General features: G+C 71.4%; 26 protein-coding genes and 1 pseudogene. All 27 read left to right on the top strand.

Features of this window, described 5'->3' with window-relative positions; translation table 11 throughout:
- Nucleotides 1-70: 70 nt before the first annotated feature.
- The 27 genes and pseudogenes from D5R93_RS05845 (at nucleotide 71) to D5R93_RS05715 (ending at nucleotide 19151) form a co-directional block, all read left to right on the top strand.
- Entirely contained in the window at nucleotides 71-985 is a 915-nt protein-coding gene (locus D5R93_RS05845; RefSeq protein ID WP_120204325.1) for a hypothetical protein, read from the top strand.
- Nucleotides 982-1383: a hypothetical protein gene (locus D5R93_RS05840; protein ID WP_120204323.1), complete on the top strand. Its 402-nt coding sequence runs from the start codon at nucleotides 982-984 to the stop codon at nucleotides 1381-1383. The genes D5R93_RS05845 and D5R93_RS05840 overlap by 4 nt, the downstream gene beginning before the upstream one ends.
- Entirely contained in the window at nucleotides 1380-1784 is a 405-nt protein-coding gene (locus tag D5R93_RS05835; RefSeq protein ID WP_120204321.1) for a hypothetical protein, read from the top strand. Before D5R93_RS05840 ends, D5R93_RS05835 begins: the two co-directional genes overlap by 4 nt.
- On the top strand, nucleotides 1781-1978 hold the full coding sequence (locus tag D5R93_RS05830) for a hypothetical protein (protein ID WP_120204318.1): 198 nt from the start codon (nucleotides 1781-1783) through the stop codon (nucleotides 1976-1978). Before D5R93_RS05835 ends, D5R93_RS05830 begins: the two co-directional genes overlap by 4 nt.
- A gap of 294 nt (nucleotides 1979-2272) precedes the next feature.
- Nucleotides 2273-2787, top strand: a pseudogene (locus D5R93_RS05825) (single-stranded DNA-binding protein).
- 30 nt (nucleotides 2788-2817) lie between these two features.
- The gene (locus D5R93_RS05820) at nucleotides 2818-3462 is read left to right on the top strand and encodes a BRO-N domain-containing protein (protein ID WP_120204316.1); all 645 of its coding nucleotides are present in this window, start codon (nucleotides 2818-2820) and stop codon (nucleotides 3460-3462) included.
- Between the two features lie 33 nt (nucleotides 3463-3495).
- Nucleotides 3496-4008: a helix-turn-helix domain-containing protein gene (locus D5R93_RS14010; RefSeq protein WP_243106980.1), complete on the top strand. Its 513-nt coding sequence runs from the start codon at nucleotides 3496-3498 to the stop codon at nucleotides 4006-4008.
- 152 nt (nucleotides 4009-4160) lie between these two features.
- Nucleotides 4161-4643, top strand: coding sequence for a hypothetical protein (locus D5R93_RS05805; protein ID WP_120204314.1), 483 nt, complete (start codon nucleotides 4161-4163; stop codon nucleotides 4641-4643).
- The gene (locus tag D5R93_RS05800) at nucleotides 4640-5572 is read left to right on the top strand and encodes a hypothetical protein (protein ID WP_120204311.1); all 933 of its coding nucleotides are present in this window, start codon (nucleotides 4640-4642) and stop codon (nucleotides 5570-5572) included. Before D5R93_RS05805 ends, D5R93_RS05800 begins: the two co-directional genes overlap by 4 nt.
- Nucleotides 5573-5656: 84 nt before the next feature.
- Nucleotides 5657-7294 (top strand): HNH endonuclease, encoded by a 1638-nt coding sequence (locus tag D5R93_RS05795; RefSeq protein ID WP_120204309.1) that lies wholly within the window; start codon nucleotides 5657-5659, stop codon nucleotides 7292-7294.
- A gap of 6 nt (nucleotides 7295-7300) precedes the next feature.
- Nucleotides 7301-8152 (top strand): hypothetical protein, encoded by an 852-nt coding sequence (locus D5R93_RS05790; protein ID WP_120204307.1) that lies wholly within the window; start codon nucleotides 7301-7303, stop codon nucleotides 8150-8152.
- Nucleotides 8153-8197: 45 nt separating this feature from the next.
- Nucleotides 8198-8476, top strand: a complete 279-nt coding sequence (locus tag D5R93_RS13200) for a hypothetical protein (protein WP_162933855.1) — start codon at nucleotides 8198-8200, stop codon at nucleotides 8474-8476.
- Nucleotides 8477-8569: 93 nt separating this feature from the next.
- A complete protein-coding gene (locus D5R93_RS05785; protein ID WP_162933854.1) occupies nucleotides 8570-8866 on the top strand; it encodes an HNH endonuclease in 297 nt (98 codons plus the stop codon).
- A 211-nt stretch (nucleotides 8867-9077) separates the two neighbouring features.
- Nucleotides 9078-9653, top strand: a complete 576-nt coding sequence (locus D5R93_RS13195) for a hypothetical protein (RefSeq protein WP_162933853.1) — start codon at nucleotides 9078-9080, stop codon at nucleotides 9651-9653.
- Complete coding sequence (locus D5R93_RS05775) at nucleotides 9628-10878, top strand: hypothetical protein (protein WP_162933852.1); 1251 nt, start codon at nucleotides 9628-9630, stop codon at nucleotides 10876-10878. The genes D5R93_RS13195 and D5R93_RS05775 overlap by 26 nt, the downstream gene beginning before the upstream one ends.
- Complete coding sequence (locus tag D5R93_RS05770; RefSeq protein WP_162933851.1) at nucleotides 10826-11404, top strand: hypothetical protein; 579 nt, start codon at nucleotides 10826-10828, stop codon at nucleotides 11402-11404. The genes D5R93_RS05775 and D5R93_RS05770 overlap by 53 nt, the downstream gene beginning before the upstream one ends.
- An 11-nt stretch (nucleotides 11405-11415) precedes the next feature.
- On the top strand, nucleotides 11416-12918 hold the full coding sequence (locus D5R93_RS05765; protein ID WP_120204295.1) for a phage portal protein: 1503 nt from the start codon (nucleotides 11416-11418) through the stop codon (nucleotides 12916-12918).
- Nucleotides 12919-12920: 2 nt separating this feature from the next.
- Entirely contained in the window at nucleotides 12921-14198 is a 1278-nt protein-coding gene (locus tag D5R93_RS05760; protein WP_120204292.1) for a VG15 protein, read from the top strand.
- 303 nt (nucleotides 14199-14501) lie between these two features.
- Nucleotides 14502-15086: a hypothetical protein gene (locus D5R93_RS05755; protein WP_120204290.1), complete on the top strand. Its 585-nt coding sequence runs from the start codon at nucleotides 14502-14504 to the stop codon at nucleotides 15084-15086.
- 34 nt (nucleotides 15087-15120) lie between these two features.
- Complete coding sequence (locus tag D5R93_RS05750; protein WP_205570101.1) at nucleotides 15121-15492, top strand: hypothetical protein; 372 nt, start codon at nucleotides 15121-15123, stop codon at nucleotides 15490-15492.
- A gap of 3 nt (nucleotides 15493-15495) precedes the next feature.
- Entirely contained in the window at nucleotides 15496-16530 is a 1035-nt protein-coding gene (locus D5R93_RS05745; RefSeq protein WP_120204287.1) for a major capsid protein, read from the top strand.
- A 3-nt stretch (nucleotides 16531-16533) separates the two neighbouring features.
- Nucleotides 16534-16875 carry a hypothetical protein gene (locus D5R93_RS05740; protein ID WP_120204285.1) on the top strand — a complete coding sequence of 114 codons (342 nt, stop codon included), beginning with the start codon at nucleotides 16534-16536 and terminating at the stop codon, nucleotides 16873-16875.
- On the top strand, nucleotides 16847-17269 hold the full coding sequence (locus D5R93_RS05735; RefSeq protein WP_120204282.1) for a Gp19/Gp15/Gp42 family protein: 423 nt from the start codon (nucleotides 16847-16849) through the stop codon (nucleotides 17267-17269). The genes D5R93_RS05740 and D5R93_RS05735 overlap by 29 nt, the downstream gene beginning before the upstream one ends.
- Nucleotides 17257-17601, top strand: coding sequence for a hypothetical protein (locus D5R93_RS05730; protein ID WP_162933850.1), 345 nt, complete (start codon nucleotides 17257-17259; stop codon nucleotides 17599-17601). Before D5R93_RS05735 ends, D5R93_RS05730 begins: the two co-directional genes overlap by 13 nt.
- A gap of 34 nt (nucleotides 17602-17635) precedes the next feature.
- Nucleotides 17636-18010, top strand: coding sequence for an HK97 gp10 family phage protein (locus D5R93_RS05725; protein ID WP_120204277.1), 375 nt, complete (start codon nucleotides 17636-17638; stop codon nucleotides 18008-18010).
- A gap of 31 nt (nucleotides 18011-18041) precedes the next feature.
- Nucleotides 18042-18434 carry a hypothetical protein gene (locus D5R93_RS05720; protein ID WP_120204275.1) on the top strand — a complete coding sequence of 131 codons (393 nt, stop codon included), beginning with the start codon at nucleotides 18042-18044 and terminating at the stop codon, nucleotides 18432-18434.
- A 24-nt stretch (nucleotides 18435-18458) separates the two neighbouring features.
- Nucleotides 18459-19151, top strand: coding sequence for a hypothetical protein (locus D5R93_RS05715; protein ID WP_120204273.1), 693 nt, complete (start codon nucleotides 18459-18461; stop codon nucleotides 19149-19151).
- Nucleotides 19152-19285: the final 134 nt, after the last annotated feature.

The following is a 19285-nucleotide window of genomic DNA, read 5'->3' as shown; positions in this document are numbered from 1 at the left end:
CACAGGGCGGGGAGGACCCGCAGGAGACCACCAGGATGCAGGAGACTGAAGGAAAGGAGGGGCTGCGGTCATGAGTGCTGTAGCCAGCACGACCACAGGGGTGTCCGTGGTGTGCAGGATGGGGGAGCTGCTGACCGCCGTCGCGGCGGTGGTCCCCCACGTGGGCAGGGAGAAGGACGGGGGCGGCGTGGAGCGTGTCCGCGTGGTGGTGGACACCAGCGTGATGCGCCTGGCCCTGCTGGCCGCCAACGAGGCCTCGGCGGTGGTGGCCATGCTCCCGCTGGAGGACGCCGACGAGCCCGTGGACGGGCAGGGCCGTCCGGTGACCTGGGTGGAGGCTGACCTGTCCGCTGAGGCCCTCAGGACGGTGGTGGCGGTCCTGCGCGGAGGCGGGGGCGACAGCGCCCGGGTGAGTCTCCAGCACGCCCTGGAGGAGGGCCGGGCCACGGCGTTGCAGGTCACTGACGTCACGGGGATGCTCCCCGGCCGGTCCGTCCGGGTGCGTGCTCTTGGGTCGTGGGGCGGTGACGGGCAGGAGCGGGTGGACGCGGCCAGCGTGGTGCTGGAGGCTTGCGCCGCCGACCTGGCCGCGACGGGGGCGGTGGTCCTGTCCGCTGAGAGGATGCGCCCGTGGATGGCCACGGGCCGTGCCCTGGGTGTCCTTCCCCTGAGAGTCACCACCACCGGGCAGCTGGTGCTCGTGGCCGGGGCCGCTACCGAGGACCTGGCCGGGCTGGCGGTCGTGGGGTGCGGCCTGGTCTCACAGGTCCCGGGGCCGGGTACCGGTCAGCCTGCCTACGACGGCCCTGCGGTGTCCGCGCTCATGGGTCTCCTCCTCGACGGTGTCCCCGTCGGCGGGGAGCCTGTCAGGGACGCCGCCTCCAAGGTCGTCACCGAGCTGGAGGACTGGCTCGCCACCAGGACCACCGCCGGGGAGGACGGCACCGGTGACGGGGACGCTCCTGAGGGTGGTGACGCCGCGTGAGAGCAGTAGTCACTGTCACGACTCCTGTCCTGGGGGAGACCACCCTGACCCTGGAGACCAGCGACCCTGCCGGGGAGCCCGTGGGGCGCAGTGACGCTGTCGCCGCCTGGGGGCGGGAGGTGCGTGGCTCCCTGGTCCTCCTGAACGCGGCCGCCTCGGGTGTCAGGAGCGTCCTGGCTGCCGCAGATCCCGCCCTGGGCAGTCCCGCCTCCGCAGCCGGGCCTGGCAGCAGCGGCACGGAGGTGCCTGGAGCCGCTGAGGCGCTCGCCGTCGTGAGCCGCCACCCATGCGCCCTCCCCCGTCACGCATCACGCCCGGAGCCCGGGGCCGGGGACGGTGGTGTGCCGTCCGGTCCTCGTCTTGTGGGTGACCACAGCACCCCGGAGGTGGGCCGGTGAGCGCGGCACCCGTGTGGGAGGCCGTCGTGCGTCTGGCTGCCTCCGACGTCCTCAGCCTCAACGACAGGAGGCACTGGTCCCAGGCCGCCCCGAGGCGGCGGGCGATCCGTCAGGTCGCGGCACAGACCGCCGTGGTGGGGCGCGCCCCCCGCCTGCGGCGTGCCCGGCTGGCGGTGGAGATCGCCTTCCCAGACCGGCGTCGCCGGGACCCGCACAACTTCATGGCCACGGTCAAGCCGATCGTGGACGGCCTGGTGGACGCCGGGGTCCTCCCGGACGACGACGCCGCCCACCTGCTCGGCCCGGACCTGCGCCGCGCCACCGACATCACCACCAGGAGGCTCGGTCAGGCGGTCTACGAGTTCCGTCTCGCCCTCTACGACAAGGGGGACCAGCCATGACCTGGGAGCCGGTCTGCTTCAGCGAGATCCGGGTCGGGGACACGGTCCGCACCAGGGACCACACCACCGGTGAGGTCATCGCCCAGGGCGTCGTCGACTACGTCACCCACCCCAAGGAGCACCGCGCCATCAGCGCGACGGAGGGGCTGATAGCTCGGTCTGACTACCCGCACATCGAGAGGAGAACCTGGTGACCTGGAGACCACGCCGCTTCGTGAAGCGGCCCGTCGAGGTCGAGGCCGCCCCGTGGACCAGCTGCCCCACCCTGCGGGCAGCCGTCCTCCACTGGGTGCAGGAGACCACAAGCGCGAGCATCGACCCCGACACGGGGGACCTGCTCATCACCACCCTGGAGGGTGTCATGCGAGCCCGGCAGGGAGACTGGGTCATCCGTGGTGTCAGGGGCGAGTTCTACCCCTGCAAGCCAGACGTCTTCGCAGCCACCTACACCGAGGCCCAGCCCCTCACGGCCGGGAGGAGGACCTCTGATGGCAGGCGAGACAGTCATCACCGTGGTCGGGAACCTGACGGCACCACCGGAGATCCGCTTCACCCCCTCCGGGGTCGCGGTCGCCTCGTTCACCGTCGCCTCCACCCCAGGGCCTACAACCGCGCCAGCGGGCAGTGGGAGGACGGGGCAACCCTGTTCATGCGCTGCACCGCCTGGAGGGACGCTGCGGAGAACATCTCGGAGTCGCTGGACAAGGGCACCCGCGTCATCGTCCAGGGGCGCCTCACCCAGCGGTCCTTCACCGCCCGGGACGGGTCCGAGCGCACCGTGGTGGAGATGCAGGCGGACGAGATCGGCCCGTCCCTGCGCTACGCCCGCGCCCAGGTCACCCGCAACCCGCGTGGCGGGGGCCAGGCCGCCCAGCAGGAGGGCCACGCTCCCACGCCCCAGCAGCCGGGCTCCTTCGCCCAGGCCCTGTCCGGGCAGGTCGCCCCCCAGCCACCACCCGGGCCGGACCAGCAGCACCTCCCCTACGGCGAGCCCCCGTTCTGACCCAGCCAGGCAACAAGAGAGGGACCCACCATGACCACGGAGATCACCCCGTTCACCTACGAGGACACCCAGGTCCGCGTCATCACCGACACCGACGGCGCCCTGTGGTTCGTCGCCAAGGACGTCTGCGACATCCTCGGAACCGCAACCCGAGACCTCAGGAAGATCCTCGACGAAGATGAGCTGACCAACACGGATACTATCCACATTGGCGAGATTGCAACGGAAAATGGGGGTCGGGCGCCGCTGCTCGTCTCCGAGTCGGGCCTGTACTCCCTGGTCCTGCGCAGCCGCAGGCCCGAGGCCCGCCCGTTCCGCCGGTGGGTGACCCACGAGGTACTCCCCTCCATCCGGAAGCACGGCGGCTACATCTCCCCCACCGCCACCGGCGACCAGGCTGACGACCTGCTGCGCCGCTCACGCGCCCAGATCGACCTCCTCCAGGCCGCCCGCGGCCTGGTCCACGCCGACCACCTGGAGGCCCGCGCCAGGGTCGTCCTCGCCCGAGGCCTGGGCGAGGCGCCCGACATCGACCCCGCCCGGCGCCCCCTCTACGTCCAGGACTTCCTCAGGTCCATCAGCAACGGCCAGGTACGCAAGGTCTACGCCTACACCGAGACAGACCGAGACCTCCTGGACCAGGTCTGGACAGCCACCAAGGAGACCGCAGCATGACCACCACAGCGCTCGCGGATAGGATCAGGAGTGATGAGCGTGGACGAGGAGACCAAGCGCACCCTGCTGGAGGCAGCCCGAAAGGCCACCCAGAGGGCTGCTGCGCTGCGCGAGCAGGCCGACGCCGCGTCGGCTGCTCGGCGCGAGGCTGTGGAGGCGGCCATGGACGCAGGTATCCCTCGGCAGGAGATCGCCGACGCAATAGGTGTACACCGCAACGTCATCTACCAGATTCTCAAGCGGGAGCAGAGTGCCAGTACCCCACTTGCGCGGCCTGTGGCGGCCGAGACCGGGCTGGGTCAGGCGGGGGCGACGAGTACGGGCCAGGACGAGACTCGCAGGCTCCTGGCTGCCGTGCAGGACGCCAGCAGGAACAGTCGTCAGGAGACCGAACGGGCTCGGCAGATCATGGCGGAGGCTGCAGATGTCCGGGCTGGAGCCGTCCAGGCTGCCCTGGACGCGGGCATCCCGAGGCAGGAGATCGCCACTGCGGCGGGGACGGACCGCAACAACCTCTACAGGATCGTGGGCCGCAAGAGCCGGTAGCGGTCCCTTCTGATTGCATAGTGCAGGAGGATAGGCTACGGTCGGCCGTGCGGTCCAAGGGGACCGCGACGTCGACGATGAGAAACCCCGCGTACCGCCAGTACTTGGCGGTCCTTGCGGTACGCGGGGCCGGAATCTCCTTAGGAGGAGACGTGGCTGAGTATACCTGTACCCCTGCGCCCCTGGCTGCCCGCCTGTTGTCGGTGGAGGACCTGGAGGCCCTGCCCGCCCGTTCGGTCGTGCGTGACCGTGCGGGGTGGCCGTTCATGCGCCTGGCCGGTGCCGGGTGGGTCGCCCCTGGCGACTCCGTGCCCCACCAGGCCCGCGACCTGGCTGCCAGCGGGGTGACCCTGGCCTGGGACCCCGCACCACAGGAGGCAGAGGAGGCGTGGGACGCTGACCTGATCCCCTCCCCCACCTGGGTGCCTGCGGCCTGCCTGCGCTCGGGTGACCTGGTCACCTGGGTGTGCCCCGACGACGAGTACGCCTACGACGGCGGCCTGGCCCGCGTGGTCGCTGACCTGCACGACCGGGTGTGGCTGTGCCCCGCTAGCGACGCTGACCCCGTGCCGGTGTCCCACCTCGACCAGGCCCGCTTCCTGCTGGTCGCCCGCCACGAGGAGGCCACCCGATGAGCACCACCCTGTGGACCGGCACCATCCGCGACGTGGAGGCCACCGTCTGCGTACGCTCCCTCAGTACACACCGAGGCCCCTCCGACCGGTACACCCTCTACCTGGGGGACGAGAGGACCTCCACCGCCTCCCTAGACGTCACCGCCCAGGACGACACCGTCACCGGCTGGGCCTGCTCCGTCGTGCCCAGCCGGTACGGGCTCGGCGCCCAGGACCTCGTCCGTGCGCTCGCGGAGGTCATCGCCTCCCGCCGCCCGCTGCGACTCGCCCCCACCGACGCCACGGCGCGGGAGGTGCTTGCTGGGATCACAGGGGTGACCGCAGCCGACGGCACAGCCACAGTCACCGGGAGAGGACCCGCAGAGGTCAAGGCTGTAGAGGCTGTCGAGGCGCTCGTGGACGACCTTCAGGCGGAGGCTGACGACACCCGCCTGGACTACGAGGAGAAGGGGAACCTCCTCGTCGGGGCCAGGGCCGAGACCCTCGCTGACGCCGCAGACAGGGCTCGCGAGACCCTCAGGGACATCTCAGGCGCGCCAGAGGGGAACGGTTGTCAAGACCTCGTGACCGTCGAGGACGAGACGTCTTCTGCGGAACCCACACCCGCACCGACCCGTACGCAGCGTCTGGCTGTCTTCCAGACCGCCGTCGCCGCCCGCACGGCAGGACTCGACGACGAGGCCCTGGACCAGGTCCTCACCGGCGCGCTGTTCAGCCTGACCCACGAGGCAAACCGCCTCCGCGCCCTGGACGAGCCGGTCCTCGTGCCCAGGAGGACCTTGCTCGACCTTTTCCGGGCGCACGAGGTAGTCGCCGACGCCCTGGAAGACAGACGCTCCGTCATCCTCAGGGAGGAGATCGAGGACCTCAGCACCATGGTCCAGGCAGTCATCCCCTGGGGGAAGTTCCCCCCGAGCGAGCTCTCATGACCCCCGACCGCGCTCGCGGGCGCAGCCCACCGTCCCTGTCCTTTCATTTGTCTTGTCGTTCGTTGTGTCCGAGGAGTCCGCCCGTTGAGCTGGTTCGTGGTCGATGACCAGGCGTTTCAGCATCCCAAGCACCAGGCCCTGATGCGCAGGGGCCTGGGCGGGGACGCTGACGCCTTCGGTGCTGGCTTCCTGTGGATGATGGTCGGCTCCCGGGCCAAGGCCGCCCACGGCGACGGCGTGGTCGACATCTACGACGTGGTCCAGGTTGCTCCAGATCCCGTCCGTGTCCACCGCTTCGCCACGATCCTGGTGGAGGTGGGCCTGTGGCACGACTCCGAGCACGGCTGTGAGCGGTGCCCACCGGTCGAGCCGGGCCAGTGGCGCTACCACGACTGGACGCAGTGGCACAAGAAGACCGGCGACGAGGAGCGCATGATCCAGGCGCTCAGGACAGAGCGCAGCGACCCTCGGATGCACAAGGCCGTGTGGGAGCGTGACCGCCTCCCGGACGACCGCAAGAAGGACCCTGACGGGCCGGACGAGGCAGTGTGCGCCTACTGCCAGAAGCACCTGTCTCGCGCCACCAAGGAGGGCAGGCTCGCGCCAGAGGTCGACCACGTCCTGCCCCGCGCCCTGGGACAGGACAACCTGGTCATCGCCTGCCACGGGTGCAACCGGCAGAAGGGCAACCGCCCTCCGAAGGCAGCGAACCTGACCCTGCACCTGACCAGGGCTCACGAGGAGGCCTTGGCGGCCCGCGACTCACGCCCGCACTCAAAGGAGTCCGCTGGGCTGTACGCGGCCATCCTGGCCTCGGACGAGAGCTTGCTGGGACAGGAGGCCCCCAGCCCTGTCCAGACGCCGCCACCGCCCTCCCACGACGACGAGGAGGAGCAGGAGCCAGGTCCTCACAGTCCGCACCCGGGAGACGCTGCCCCGGACCCGGAGGAGGAGCGTCCGCACCCGGCACGTCCGCCGGAGGTCGCTGGATGCCCGCCTACCGGTCCGGGACAGCACGACCCGGAAGTCGCAGGACAGGAGGACCCTGGCCCCTCCTTCCCCTTTAGTCCGGGAGCCGGTGGGGAGTCTGACAGTACTGTGGGGGCGGCAGGGCCGGTCAGACCGCCTACGCCAGAACGCCAAAAAACACCCATCGCACCTTTCAACGGGTGGAGTCTGCCCTTTTCCGGGGCGTTCGCTGAGGCTCTCAGTACCAGCGCCTCAGCAGAAAACACGGACAGTCTCGTGATGCAGGCTGCCCCGGACCGGGGCGGCAGTGCGCCCGTTGTCAGCCAGGCCGTGGATTGCTCTGCGCCTCAGCAGGTCGCCCCGGTCACGGCCGTGGCGACCACTCGTTCCTCGGCCGCTGGTCCCGCAGCCGGTTCACCCCAGTCCGACCTGCCCGCCGCTCTCGCGACTGCCTCGCACGCGCGCGCGGGCGTGCCCACATGCGGGCGCACGCGGGCGCACGCGCCCGCTATCGCGGGCACGCGCGGCCTGGCAGGGCAGGGCAGGGCACGGCAGGGCACGGCACCTGCCCAGCCGCCACCTACGGTTCCTGTTCCTGACCCACCACCTAGGCGACGACGAAGACGCAGGCGGGGGCAGGGGCGAGGACGGGGGTACCGCAGGCACCGGCAGACCTGGACCTGTACCGAGCACGGAGATCGTCTTCCCTGCCGCCTGTGCCAGGTATCGACCGTGACGAGCGTTGAGGAGTGAGACCGGATGGCTGTCTGTGTGGCTGGGTGCGTGGTTCGTGGTGAGCACGGCCCGGACTGTCCTGGTACCACCGATGACGGCCTGGCGTGTCCTGGCTGTCTGCCTCGTGGTGCTGTGGCTGGCCTGGTGCTGTGCGCGTCGTGCTGGTCGCGGCTACAGCGGGTGGTGCGGACCCTGCCGTCGGTGGTGGAGCACCTGGTTGCTGCTGCGGTGCCGTCGCTGGCCTCGCCGTCGGGGTCTGCTGGTGGGGTGCGTCGTCCGCCTGGTCCGGGGTGCCTGTGGCCGGACGCCTTGGACGCTGCGGACGACCTGCACGCTGGGCTGTGGGCGTGGTGCGCTGAGGTCGCGGCTGAGTGCCCGTGGGCGTCATCGCCTCCGGTGTCTGGGTCGCGGTGGTCGGCTGACGGGCAGGACGTGGTCGGGCTGGCTCACCCCTCCGGGACGCGCGGCCTGGTTCGCTGGCTGGACCCTCACCTGGAGTGGGTGGGTGCCCAGTCGTGGGCGGGGGTGATGGTGGACGAGCTGGGTGCTGCGTCGGCGCGCGCCTCGGCGCGGTGGCCGGTTGAGGAGCCGGAGCGTCGGGTCACTGAGGTGCGCTGCCCGTCCTGCGGGGCGCTGTCTCTGGTGGTGCGTCCGGTGCGCGTGGTCGGTGGTGAGTCCCAGGTGGTGTGCTCGCGCCTGGCCTGCGGGCGGGTCCTGTCGGAGCAGGAATGGGAGCGTGCCCGGGGTGGGCTGTCGCGGTGGCCCGGGCCGCTTCCGGTGCCCCCGTGGTTGAGTCGGCCCCCTCGCCTGGGACACCCCCTGCTTCGGGCGCCCCCTCGGCTCGGGTCCCCCTGCTTCAGGTACCCCCCTCGTTGAGGCCGCCCCCCTCGGATTGGGTACCCCTGTCGCGGGGGTGGGGGTGTGATCGACCCGGAGGGTGTTGAGTGGGTGCGGGCGTCCGTGGCGGTGGGGCGGCTGCCCGGGCTGTCGCGGTCCACGCTGGACTCGTGGGTGCGGCGCGGCCGGGTGCGTCGTCACCGTGTGGGCCGGGAGGCGTGGGTGGCCTGGGACGACGTCCTGTCGGCAGAGGCTGCTGGGTTCCTCGCTGCTCGTCGTCGGTGCTCTCGTCGTGGCGACGCGCCGGTGGTGTTGGCTGGGGTGGACACCCGTTCGAGGATGGTGCAAGATTGCCGCCAGTAGCACACGTGTGCCCGCAGCCACGACGGGCGTCGGGCTTGTGGTTCCTCCGCTGCCCGCCTGGTACGGGGGCCTTCTCGTCCGGGGGTGGTGGCTGTGGCGTGGGCACGCGGGTGGTCGCGGACGTCGTCTGCTGAGCACAGGCGCTGGGCTGCGGCGGTGCTTCGGCGTGACCGGTTCGTCTGCCAGCTTCGGCTTGACGGCTGCCAGCGTCGGGCGTCGGCGGCTGACCACGTGACAGCGGTGGCTGAGGGCGGTGAGCCCTTGGACGTGGCCAACGGGCAGGCGGTGTGCGCCTCGTGCCATGGTCGCAAGACTCGCGAGGAGGCTGCTCGTGGTCGCGCGCGACGGTCGCGGCTGCGGCCGGTGCCGCCTCATCCGGGCGCGGTGTGACGGCCTCCCAGGGCTCTGGCATCTCGGGACTGCACCCGGACAGGGGCGGGGCACCCCCCTCCACCCCCACCTTCCCGGCTACGACCGGCATAGGGCCTCGGGCTGTGTACGGGTTCCGTCGTTCTGGGTGGCACTAGTTCACCCGATTTACTACTGCTGTATTCCTGGTCGTTTCCCGGTTTTGTACCGATGATTGTCATGGTGGGGGTGGGTGATGCCGTCCGGTCCTGTCCCCAAGCACCCCTCGGCCCGGGCGCGGCGCAACGCGACCTTCGCGATGGTGCAGCTGCCTGCGGAGGGGAGGCAGGGCAAGGCGCCTGCGTGGCCTCTCCCGGCGGACCCGCGCCGCTCCCTGGTCGCCTACTGGGACGAGCAGGCGGACCTGCTGGAGGCCCAGGCGGCTGAGGAGGGTGACGGGAGGCGTCGTAACCGGCTGGTGGACCGTGCGGCCCGGGCCAGGGCTCGGGCGGTCCAGGTCGGCGCGGAGTGCGAGGAGGCCTCCCGGCTGGAGCGCCGTGTCTGGCGCGAGGCGTGGAGGACACCGATGGCTGTCCAGTGGGAGAGGTCGAGGTGGACGCGTGAGGTCGCCCAGTACTGTCGGCTGAAGGCGCTGGCTGAGCTCGGGGACGCCAGGGCGGCCAAGGCGGCCCTGGCCTACGCCGACCGCCTGGGGCTCAACCCGTGGTCGATGCTGCGCCTGCGGTGGGAGGTCGCACCCGCTCCTGCTCAGGACGCGCCCCGGGCTACTGTGACCCGTATCCGTGATGCCCGCAGCGACTTCACCTGACTCACCTGACCTGCTGCCCGGCTACTGGGTGGACGAGGCCACGGGTGCGTGGCTGACCATCCCCTGGCCTGGTGACCCGGCCCTGCCGTGGAACAGCGAGGAGCGGCTCGCCCTGCTGCCGCCTACCCTGGGGCCGCAGGTGATCGCCTGGGCGCAGGACTACCTGGTCCACCCGATCACTGGCGAGCCGTGGGCCTTCACGGTGGGGCAGAAGAGGTTCCTGTACCTGTGGTACGCGGTAGACCCAGCCACCGGGCGCATGGTCTACCGTTCAGCTGTAAAGCGGGGGGCCAAGGGCACGGGCAAGGACCCTCTGGCTGCGGCCCTGGCGTGGATCGAGGCGTGCGGCCCTGTCCAGCTTGACGGCCTCGACTCATCGGGCCAGCCCGTGGGCGTGGAGCGCGGCCGCTCCAAGGTGCAGATAGCGGCGAACTCGCTGACGCAGGCCGGAGAGGTGCTCCAGGTCGCCAACGACATGGTCTCTGACGCGCTCGCGGAGGACTACGCGCTGGACCCTGGGCTGACGCGTACGGTGACGGCGACGGGGCGTATCGAGCTTCTGACGGCCTCGGAGAGGACGATGGAGGGTGCCCCGGCGACGGCGGTGATCCTCAACGAGTCCCACCACATGACCGAGGCCAGTGGAGGCCACAGGGTGGCGGCCGTGGCCCGGCGCAACGTGGCCAAGAGCCCCGGGTACGTGTACGCGAGGGTGGTGGAGCTGACCAACGCCCACCAGCCTGGCCAGGACAGTGTCGCGGAGCAGTCGTTCCTGGCGTGGCAGGCCCAGCAGCGTCCGGGGGCGCCGCGCCGGGACATCCTCTACGACAGCATTGAGGCGCCGCCTGACACGGACCTCTATGACGAAGGGTCGCGGACGGCGGGCCTGGCGGCGGCCTACGGCGACGCCCCGTGGGCGGACCTGGGTCGCCTGGGGGACGAGGTGCTGGACACGCGCACGTCGGTGGCTGACACGATGCGCTTCTACCTTAACGTGCTGGCGGCTGCTGAGGACGCGTGGGTGGACCCCGCCCGGTTCGACGCGCTGTCCTCCCCCGGGTCGTGGGGCCGGAGGACCGGGTCGCGATGTTCCTGGACTGCTCGAAGTCGGAGGACGCGACTGGGCTGGTCGGGTGCCGCCTGTCTGACGGCTACGTGTTCACCCTGGGGGTGTGGCAGCGGCCTCACGGCCACCGTGGCCGGGGTGGTTGGCGCCCCGGGGTGAGGTGGACGCGGCGGTGCGCAGGGCGATGGGCGACTACCGGGTGGTGTGGTTCGGTGTGGACCCCTCCCCCTCGCGGGACGACTCCACCGAGGCGCTTTACTGGGGTGAGGCGATCGAGGGGTGGCACCGCGACTTCCGGCGTGTCCTGCCGGTGTGGGCCACCCCGGGGGCCGGTGGCAGCGCGGTCCTGTTCGACATGCGGATGAGCGCCTCCGGTGGTGTGAGGCGCAACCAGGCGTTCACGGACATGGCGATGCGTACTGCCCTGGACATCGACTCGGCTGAGGAGGGGACGCCGTTTCCCCACGACGGCCACCCGGCGCTGCGGGTCCATGTCCACAACGCCAGGCGGCGGCCCAACCAGTGGGGGTACTCGTTGGGGAAGGCCAGCCGGGACTCTGACAGGCTGGTAGACCTTGCCGTGTGCATGGTCGGTGCCCGGCTGGGCGCCAAGATCGCCCTGGACTCCGGGAAGGTGGCCGCGACACGGCCGCGCAGGCGCAGGAAGGTAGGTGTGCTCAGGTGACTCTTTCCTGGATGACTGACCCCTCCCGCCACGAGGCCGTGTCCGCTGTCCTGGGTGAGGAGGCGGAGGCGTTCCGGCTGGTGGTGCGTCGTCTCATCGACCGTGGCCGCCGTAACCGGCTGCGCCGCCGCTACTACGAGGGCGAGGAGGTGGCCCGCAACATCGGGATCGCGGTGCCTGAGGACCTGGAGGCCCTCATGCCTGTGGTGGGGTGGCCCGCCAAGGCCGTCAACACGGTGGCCCGCCGCCTGCGCCTGCGTGGGTTCGCGGTGCCGGGGCAGGGTGGTCTTGTCACCGAGGTGCAGGACGTCCTGGACGCTAACGCCTGGGCCGTGGGCGCCCGCCAGGTCCACACCGCCGCCCTGCGTGACGGGGTGTGCTTCGTGGCGGTCACTGCCGGGGACGCCTCCCGGGGCGAGCCCGCCGCCGTGCTGACGCCCTACACGGCCACCGACGCGTCGGGCCTGTGGGACCAGCGCCGCCACTGCCTGGAGTACGCGCTCACCGTTGACGAGCGCAACGAGTACGGGGGCGTCCTGGGCATGTCGTGGTGGACGGCGGAGTCCAGGGTGGAGGTCACCCGGGACTCCACGACGGCCCCGTGGCGGGCAGAGCGCCTGTGGCACGCCTTCGGCCGCGTGCCCGTGGTCGCCCTCGCTTACGCCCCCACGCCGGGCCGCCCCTTCGGCACCTCGCGGATCACCCGCCCGGTGATGCGCCTGACCGACCACGCCGCACGCACCCTGCTGCGCCTGGAGGTCGCCTCGGAGTTCTTCTCCGCGCCCCAGCGCTACCTGCTGGGCGCGGACATGGAGGCCTTCGAGGACGAGGCGGGCGAGCTCAGGCCGGGGTGGGAGGCCGTCATCGGCCACCTGCTGGTCGCCTCCCGCCCCACCAGGAACGAGACCACCGGAGAGGTCTCCGAGGTCAACCCGGTCGCGGGGCAGTTCACCCAGGGGTCCATGGAGCCCCACACCGGTGAGCTGCGTGCCGTAGCCACGATGTTCGCCTCCGAGACGTCGATCCCCCTGAACTACCTCGGCATCGTCCAGGACAACCCCGCCTCCGCCGACGCGATCAAGGCCGCCGAGGCCGACCTGGTGTCCGTGGCCGAGGACGCCCAGAACGACTTCACCGACGCCTGGGCGCAGGTCGCCGCGCTCGCGGTGCAGGCCGCCCGGGGCACCACCGTGGTGCCCGACGACATGGCAGGGCTGCGGCCCGTGTGGCATGACCCCTCCACCCCGACCAGGGCGTCCCAGGCCCAGTCGGTCATGGAGCTGGTCTCTGCCGGGGTCCTGCCCGCCACGTCCGAGGTCACCTACGAGCTGCTCGGCTTCGACCGGCCCACCGTCTCCCGCCTCATGGTGGAGGCAGCCCAGGCCCGTACCACCTCCCTGGTCCAGTCGCTGGCTGAGGGGGCCGCGCAGGTGTCCACCACCGCCCGAGACATCGTCGAGGACCGGGGCACCGACGCTGAGGCCGTCACCTCCACGACCGGTGGTGAGGAGTAGGGGTGGTGGCGCTGGACCCGTGGGAGGCGCTGCGCTTCTCCACCAGTGAGCTGTCCGCCAGAGCCGTCCAGGCGCTCCTGACCGCCTTCGAGACCCGCCCGCTGATGACCCGCACCGAGCTGGCGCACCTCATCCAGGCGCTCCAGGCCGAGTACGGGCGCGCCGCCTCGGCCGCCACCGTGGACACGCTCACCACCACCCGGGCCGCTGCGGGCCGCCTCGACCTGCCCGCCCCGCAGATGGTTGACGTCATCGGCCTGGCCCAGTCCTCCGGGGTCGCCGGGTACGCGCTGGCCGGGTCTGACCCGGCCAGGCGTGCTGCGGTGTCGGTGGACCGGCTGGTGCGCGGGGCTCAGAGGCAGACGGTGTATGAGTCCACGGCCCGGGCGGGAACGGCCTTCGCCAGGGTCCCCAGGCCGGGGGCGTGCGCGTTCTGCCTCATGCTGGCCAGCCGTGGCGCCGTCTACGCCAGGGACACGGCGGTGCGCGCGACGTCGGCGTCGAGGGCGCGTGCAGGTCAGTCCTACCACGACTCCTGCCACTGCCAGGCCCGGGAGGTCCTCTCCCCCGCTGACGTGCCCCCGGTCGTGGCCGGGCTCCACGAGCAGTGGCAGCGGCTGGCTGCGCAGTCGCCTTCCGGGGTGGTGACGCTGGGCCAGTGGCGTGACCACGTGCGCTCCACGCGCGCGGCGGACGCTGCGGCCCGTCGGACCACCACGACATCAGCCAGTGTACCCAGCGCGGCTGACAGTGCCCAGGGCACCAGCGGGACTGGTCAGTCCCGTGTCGGGAAGGCCGAGCGAACCACCCGTCGTCGTGGTGGGGCTGACGAGGCCCAGTGGGCGGCCCGCCAGGCGGCCCTGGCCTCGGACACCTCCGGAGAGGCGCTGTTCCCCCACGAGATCGAGTTCCTGGAGTCCATGGAGGTGCTCGGTGAACGGGTCCAGTGGATATCACGCGCGCCCTACGTCCCCGGACGGGGGCGCCTGCCCACCAACGACTTTGTCTGGGTCACCAACGGCGGCATCACCACCGAGCTCAAGGCGACGACGACGAGCTACAAGAGCATCCGTCAGCGTATCCAGCCCGCTGTCCGTAAGGCCGCAGAGCAGGGGGTCGTCAAGGATGCCTTCGTGATCGACATCGGCCCCTACCGGCTCACGCCGAGGCTGCGGGCACAGCTGGAGCAGTACAACATCCGCCAGCCGGACAGTGCTGTCGCCAGGCTGTGGGTCATGGGCGCTGGCGAGCTGACGGAGATCCACCTGCGGGCACGGTAAGAGGCGGGGGTAAGGCCCGAACTTTCCGACGGTCTATTATCTCAAGACTCGTTCGGGGTTCCCCCCGCCTCTGGCTCCCAGTGTACCAGGTGGGCCGCAGACAACAGGAGGCGGGGGTAAGGCCCGCGCGTTCCGACGGCCCGTTATCTCGGGGCTTGCACGGGGTTCCCCCTGCCTCTGCTCGCAAAGATACCTCCTCGGGCGCGCTCCCGGCCAAGGGTGCGGCCTACCCAGTCTTCCGCCTACGCGCGGCGGCACATCGCGCGGACCACCACCTACTACTCCACATGGAGGAACACGACCATGCACACCACGCGCTCGCGCTCGCGGCTCCTCAGGTTCCTTACCGGTGACGGGGACGCTGCCGGGGCTGCTGCCCCGGCGCCATCTCAGGGTCCTGGCGGGGACACCACCGGGGACGGGGCAGCCGCTCACAGTCCTCAGGATGGTGGGTTCGTGCCGCCGTCGTCGCAGGCTGAGCTGGACAGGATCATCGGGGAGCGTCTGGCCCGGGAGAGGGCCAAGTACTCCGACTACGAGGACCTGCGCCGCAAGGCCGGTGCTGCCGAGCAGGCTGAGGAGGCGGCCCGGGACGCGCAGGCACGTGCCGAGGCTGCTGAGGCCACGGCGATGCGCTCGGAGGTCGCCGCCGCCAAGGGCGTCCCCTCCCAGTTCCTGGCCGGGACTGACCGTGAGGCCGTCGAGGCGGCCGCTGACGCCCTGCTCGCCTGGCGGGACTCCACCCGTGGGCAGGCCCCGCTGGGGCCTGGCGCCACCACGCCCAGGGGGCGGGACGCGGGTGCCGCTGGCGGACGCGGGGGCGGCCTGGAGGCGGGGCGCGCATGGTTCACCGAGCACTTCTCCCGCAGGGGCGGGAGCGGCTCCTGACACCCAACCACGTATCTCCTGAAAGGAGCTCATCGTGCCCAAGATGAGGACCGAGGCGTTCTCCCCGGGCGACCAGACCTGGCTCGGGTCGCTGCACGGTACTGACGCCGCCCGCACGGTCACCCTCGACCCTGCGGACTTCACAGCCCAGGCGAAGGACGGGGTGATCCCCTCCGGCACCGCCCTGGCCCACCGGGACGGGCGGACCGTCCCCTGGGACCCCGCCGCCGCCGAGGCGCTGGCGGGGTTCCTGCTGACTGACCAGCCCGCTGACCGGGGCCGTGTGGCGGCTCCGCTGGTGGACCGTGTCCGCGTCGTGGTCGGCCGTCTCCCTGACGCCGCCTTCGAGGTGCCTGCGCCAGACAGGGACGCGACCGCCTGCACCTACGTACCGAGGGAGGCCTGAGACATGCTGTGGACCGACCTGATCGAGCCCGCCGAGCTGACCGGGTTCGTGCGCGAGGCCTTTGAGGAGAGAGAGCGGGCCAAGGGCCTGCTGGCCTCCTTCCTGCCCAACACGCAGGTGGCCGATATCGTGGTGCGCTTCGCCAGGGGTGAGGCGGGCCTGGTGGACGAGGCCTCCTACCGTGCCTACGACGCCGAGCCGGAGGTGCTGTCGGCCGGGGCCGCTGGGCGTGTGGTGATCGAGCTGCCTGCTATCGGCTCGGTCAAGCCCGTCTCGGAGTACCTCCAGCTGCGGTCCCGTGGAGCCAGTGACGACGCGCTGCGCAACGTGGTCCTCAAGGAGGCCCTGCGCTCTGTGCAGGGAGTGTCTGACCGTACCGAGCGGATGCGTGGCACGGTCCTGGCCACCGGCAGGGCCACCATCGACCAGGCGAACTTCGCCACCGAGGACGACTTCGGGCGTGACCCGTCCATGAGCGTCACGGCGGCCACCGTGTGGACCGACCCGGACGCGAAGGTCCTGGATGACCTGATCGCCTGGGCTGACGCCTACGGTGACCTCAACGGCGAACGTCCCGGCGCGATGGTGGTCTCCTCCAGGATCGCCCGCGCCATCCGCTCCGCCTCGGAGTTCCAGGTCAGGCTGGTGGACGGGGCGACCCGGGCGGCGTCCATGGAGCAGGTCAACCAGGTCCTGGACTCCGAGGGCCTGCCCCCGCTGACGGTCTACGACCGCCGCACCCAGCGGGCCGGGCAGACCCTGCGGGTCCTGCCTGAGGACACGCTGCTGCTCCTGCCCCCACCCGTGTCCCCGGACGCGGCCTCCGTGGGTGCCACCCCTCTGGGGGCGACCTTCTGGGGTCAGACCCTGGCCGCCTCCGAGCCGTCCATGGGGATCAGCGACGACCAGCAGCCCGGCATCGTGGCGTCCTTGGACCGGGCCACCCGCACCCCACGGACCGTGTCCGTGGACGTGGACGCCATCGCGCTGCCGGTCCTGGCCAACGCGAACCTCGCGATGGCAGCGAAGGTGCTGTGACCGGTGGGCCGCCGCCTGGCTACCCACGTGGTGGTCCACGGCCGGGCCGGGAGCCTCATGCTCCCGGCCGGTACGGTCCCCTCCGCCCAGGAGGCGGCCCTGATCACCAACCCCGCCTGCTGGGAGCCCGGTGCCCACGAGGACACCAGCACCCCGCCCGCTACTCCGGGGACGCTGCCGGTGCCCGACCAGTCGTGGACCGTCGCTGACCTGCGCGCCTGGGCCGCCCACCAGGGCGTCAGCCTGGGGGCTGCCAGGAGCAAGGCAGACATCCTCATGGTCCTGGCCGACGAGGCCGACCGCGACCCGGAGGAGGATGACGATGGTGATGCCGGTCCTGGCTGAGGCGCAGGACGTGCGTGACGCGTGGCTGCTCGACGTCGAGGACCTCCCCGGTGAGGAGGCCCTGACCAGGCTCGTCGGGCGGGCCACGCGCCGCCTGCTCGGCCTGGACCGCCGCCTGGCCTCCCGCCTGGCCACCGACCCGGACCTGGCCTCCACCGCCCGCGACGTCGTCGTGGACATGGTGCTGCGCGTGGTCTCCAACCCGGAGAGGATACGCACCTCCAGCGAGACCACCGGCCCGCTCACCAGGAGCGTTACCTTCGGTGGTGACGACCCTGGGGGCCTCTACATCAGTGACGAGGAGATGCGCGCCCTGGGCATCAGGAGGCGCCGCCAGCAGGTGTTCTCCGCTCCCGGCAGGCCGAGGGGGTGGGCTCCCCCGTGGACTGGCTGAGGGTCATCCCCCGCTGGTGGCGCACCACGGTCACCGTCGTGTCCGGTCCCGGCCGCGACCGGGAGGGTCGGCTGCGTCCCGGGCAGGAGCGTGTCCTGCCCGGTGTGGCGGTCACCTTCTCCTCCTCCGAGGAGCCCCGCGCGACCTCCACCGTCCCGGGCACCCTCACCGACGACCAGGCCCGCCTCTACGCCCCGCCGGGCACGGTGGTCGCCCCCACCGACCGGGTGGTGGTGCCCGCCGGGCACCCCCTGGCCGGTGACTGGGACGTCACCGGCGAGCCCGGCTCGTGGCCCCTGGGCGTGGTCGTGTCCCTGCGCAGAGCCCGCTAGGCCACCACGACGAGGACCTGGGGGGTGGTCGGCTGTGTCTGGTCCCAGGTACGTGCCCGACCACCAGGGGCTGGCCGCCTTCCTGGCCTCCCCCGCCGTAGGGGCGGCCGTGCTCGCCACGGCCCAGGACATGGTCCCCGTCGTCCAGGAAGCAGCACCAGCGGTCTCCGGGGCGCTGCGCGCCTCTGTGCAGGCCGTCCCGGCCACGGTGGTCCATCGCGGCCGCGCGGGCACCGAGGCGCGGGCCGGGGCGCGCGTGGAGATGACCGCCGACCACGCCGCGCCCGTGGAGTTCGGCCACCTCGGCGCCGTGGCCCCTGCGGCGTCGGCGACGACCTACTACCAGTTCGTCGTGCCCGGGCGCCACGTCCTGGGCGGGCTGGCCGGAGCCCGCACCGCCCGCTCATAGCCCCCTGCCACTACCAGGAGAGGAGATCACCGTGACAGCTGACCCCGTGGCCATGGTCCGCGCCCACCTGGAGGCCCACGACCTGCCCACCGCAGCCCACCTCACTCGCGACTTCGCCCAGGACCTGCCCGTCACCCACGTCTACAACGCGGGCGGCGGCACCCTCACCGACATCGACCGCATGGACCGCGTCGGCATCACCGTCTACGCCCCCGCGCCCACCACCGACGATCCCGCCGACACCCCGACAGCCACCACCCTCGCCGAGAAGGCCCTGGCCGCGCTCGCGGGCGGCCCCCACGACACGGTCGCCGGGTACGTCGACGAGGTGAGGGTGGAGTCTCTGCCGACGTTCAAGCCCTTCACCGACACCATGGACACCTGTTCGATGGTAGTCGGTGTCGTCCATAGAACTACCGACTAGCCAGCACCGAGAGGACACCACACCATGGCTCCCACCTTTGACGCGCTCAAGACCGCTGCGGACAACCGCAACCTCGTCAGGAAGACGAAGGCCGCGATCATGTTCCTGGCCCCCACGACGGCTGACATGCCCGAGGACATCATGGACGGCCCCACCAGCCTCAGGGAGCTGGACGAGGCGTGGTGGCCCGTCGGCCTCGTCACCCCTGACGGGTACACCTTCGGCTCCGACACCTCCAAGGAGGAGGTCGAGGCACTGGGCTACATCGAGCCGGTCCGTACCGACATCACCAAGGTGGCCAAGTCCATCCAGTTCACCGCCTACGAGACGCTCAAGCGCAACTTCCAGCAGCTCATCTACGGGGTGGACCTGTCCACCGTCACCCAGGACGCGGCCTCCGGCGCGGTGGTCTTCGACGAGATGCCGGTCCCCGACCAGGAGGAGTTCCGCGCCCTGGTCGTCTCCAAGGACGGCCCCGCCTCCGACCAGTGGCTCGTCGGTCGCGGCTACCCGCTGGTCAAGCTCGCGGAGGTGCCCGAGGAGACGTGGAACTCCAGCGACGCGGTACAGGCCCAGGTCACCCTGGACATCTTCACCGACCCGGTCCTGGGCACCCCTGCCGCCACTACCTCGGCGGCACCGGCCCGGTCCGCCACAAGGACGCCCTCGGCTACGCCGCCGCGTAACCACGGATACCAAAGGAGAGGACAGTCATGACCAGGTTCACCAGGACCGTTGCGGGATCAAGGAGCCCCTCACCATCGAGACCAGCGTCCCTGCGGAGGAGGTCACCCTGCGCGCCCAGGGGTGGAAGAAGACCGACGACGGTGGCACCTCCAGGCCCGCCTCGG

This window comes from Actinomyces lilanjuaniae (assembly GCF_003606385.1).
Lineage (GTDB): Bacteria > Actinomycetota > Actinomycetes > Actinomycetales > Actinomycetaceae > Actinomyces > Actinomyces lilanjuaniae.
Note: the sequence above shows the minus strand (reverse complement) of the source record. Positions and strands in the feature narration are given on the sequence as shown.

Excerpts from the sequence above, each read along its gene's own strand:
- D5R93_RS14010 (WP_243106980.1), top strand. The coding sequence starts at position 3,496 with ATGAGCGTGGACGAGGAGACCAAGCGCACCCTGCTGGAGGCAGCCCGA.
- D5R93_RS05755 (WP_120204290.1), top strand. The coding sequence starts at position 14,502 with ATGCACACCACGCGCTCGCGCTCGCGGCTCCTCAGGTTCCTTACCGGT.
- D5R93_RS05790 (WP_120204307.1), top strand. The coding sequence starts at position 7,301 with ATGGCTGTCTGTGTGGCTGGGTGCGTGGTTCGTGGTGAGCACGGCCCG.
- D5R93_RS05845 (WP_120204325.1), top strand. The coding sequence starts at position 71 with ATGAGTGCTGTAGCCAGCACGACCACAGGGGTGTCCGTGGTGTGCAGG.
- D5R93_RS05800 (WP_120204311.1), top strand. The coding sequence starts at position 4,640 with ATGAGCACCACCCTGTGGACCGGCACCATCCGCGACGTGGAGGCCACC.
- D5R93_RS05715 (WP_120204273.1), top strand. The coding sequence starts at position 18,459 with ATGGCTCCCACCTTTGACGCGCTCAAGACCGCTGCGGACAACCGCAAC.
- D5R93_RS05765 (WP_120204295.1), top strand. The coding sequence starts at position 11,416 with ATGACTGACCCCTCCCGCCACGAGGCCGTGTCCGCTGTCCTGGGTGAG.
- D5R93_RS05820 (WP_120204316.1), top strand. The coding sequence starts at position 2,818 with ATGACCACGGAGATCACCCCGTTCACCTACGAGGACACCCAGGTCCGC.
- D5R93_RS05745 (WP_120204287.1), top strand. The coding sequence starts at position 15,496 with ATGCTGTGGACCGACCTGATCGAGCCCGCCGAGCTGACCGGGTTCGTG.
- D5R93_RS05735 (WP_120204282.1), top strand. The coding sequence starts at position 16,847 with ATGACGATGGTGATGCCGGTCCTGGCTGAGGCGCAGGACGTGCGTGAC.
- D5R93_RS05830 (WP_120204318.1), top strand. The coding sequence starts at position 1,781 with ATGACCTGGGAGCCGGTCTGCTTCAGCGAGATCCGGGTCGGGGACACG.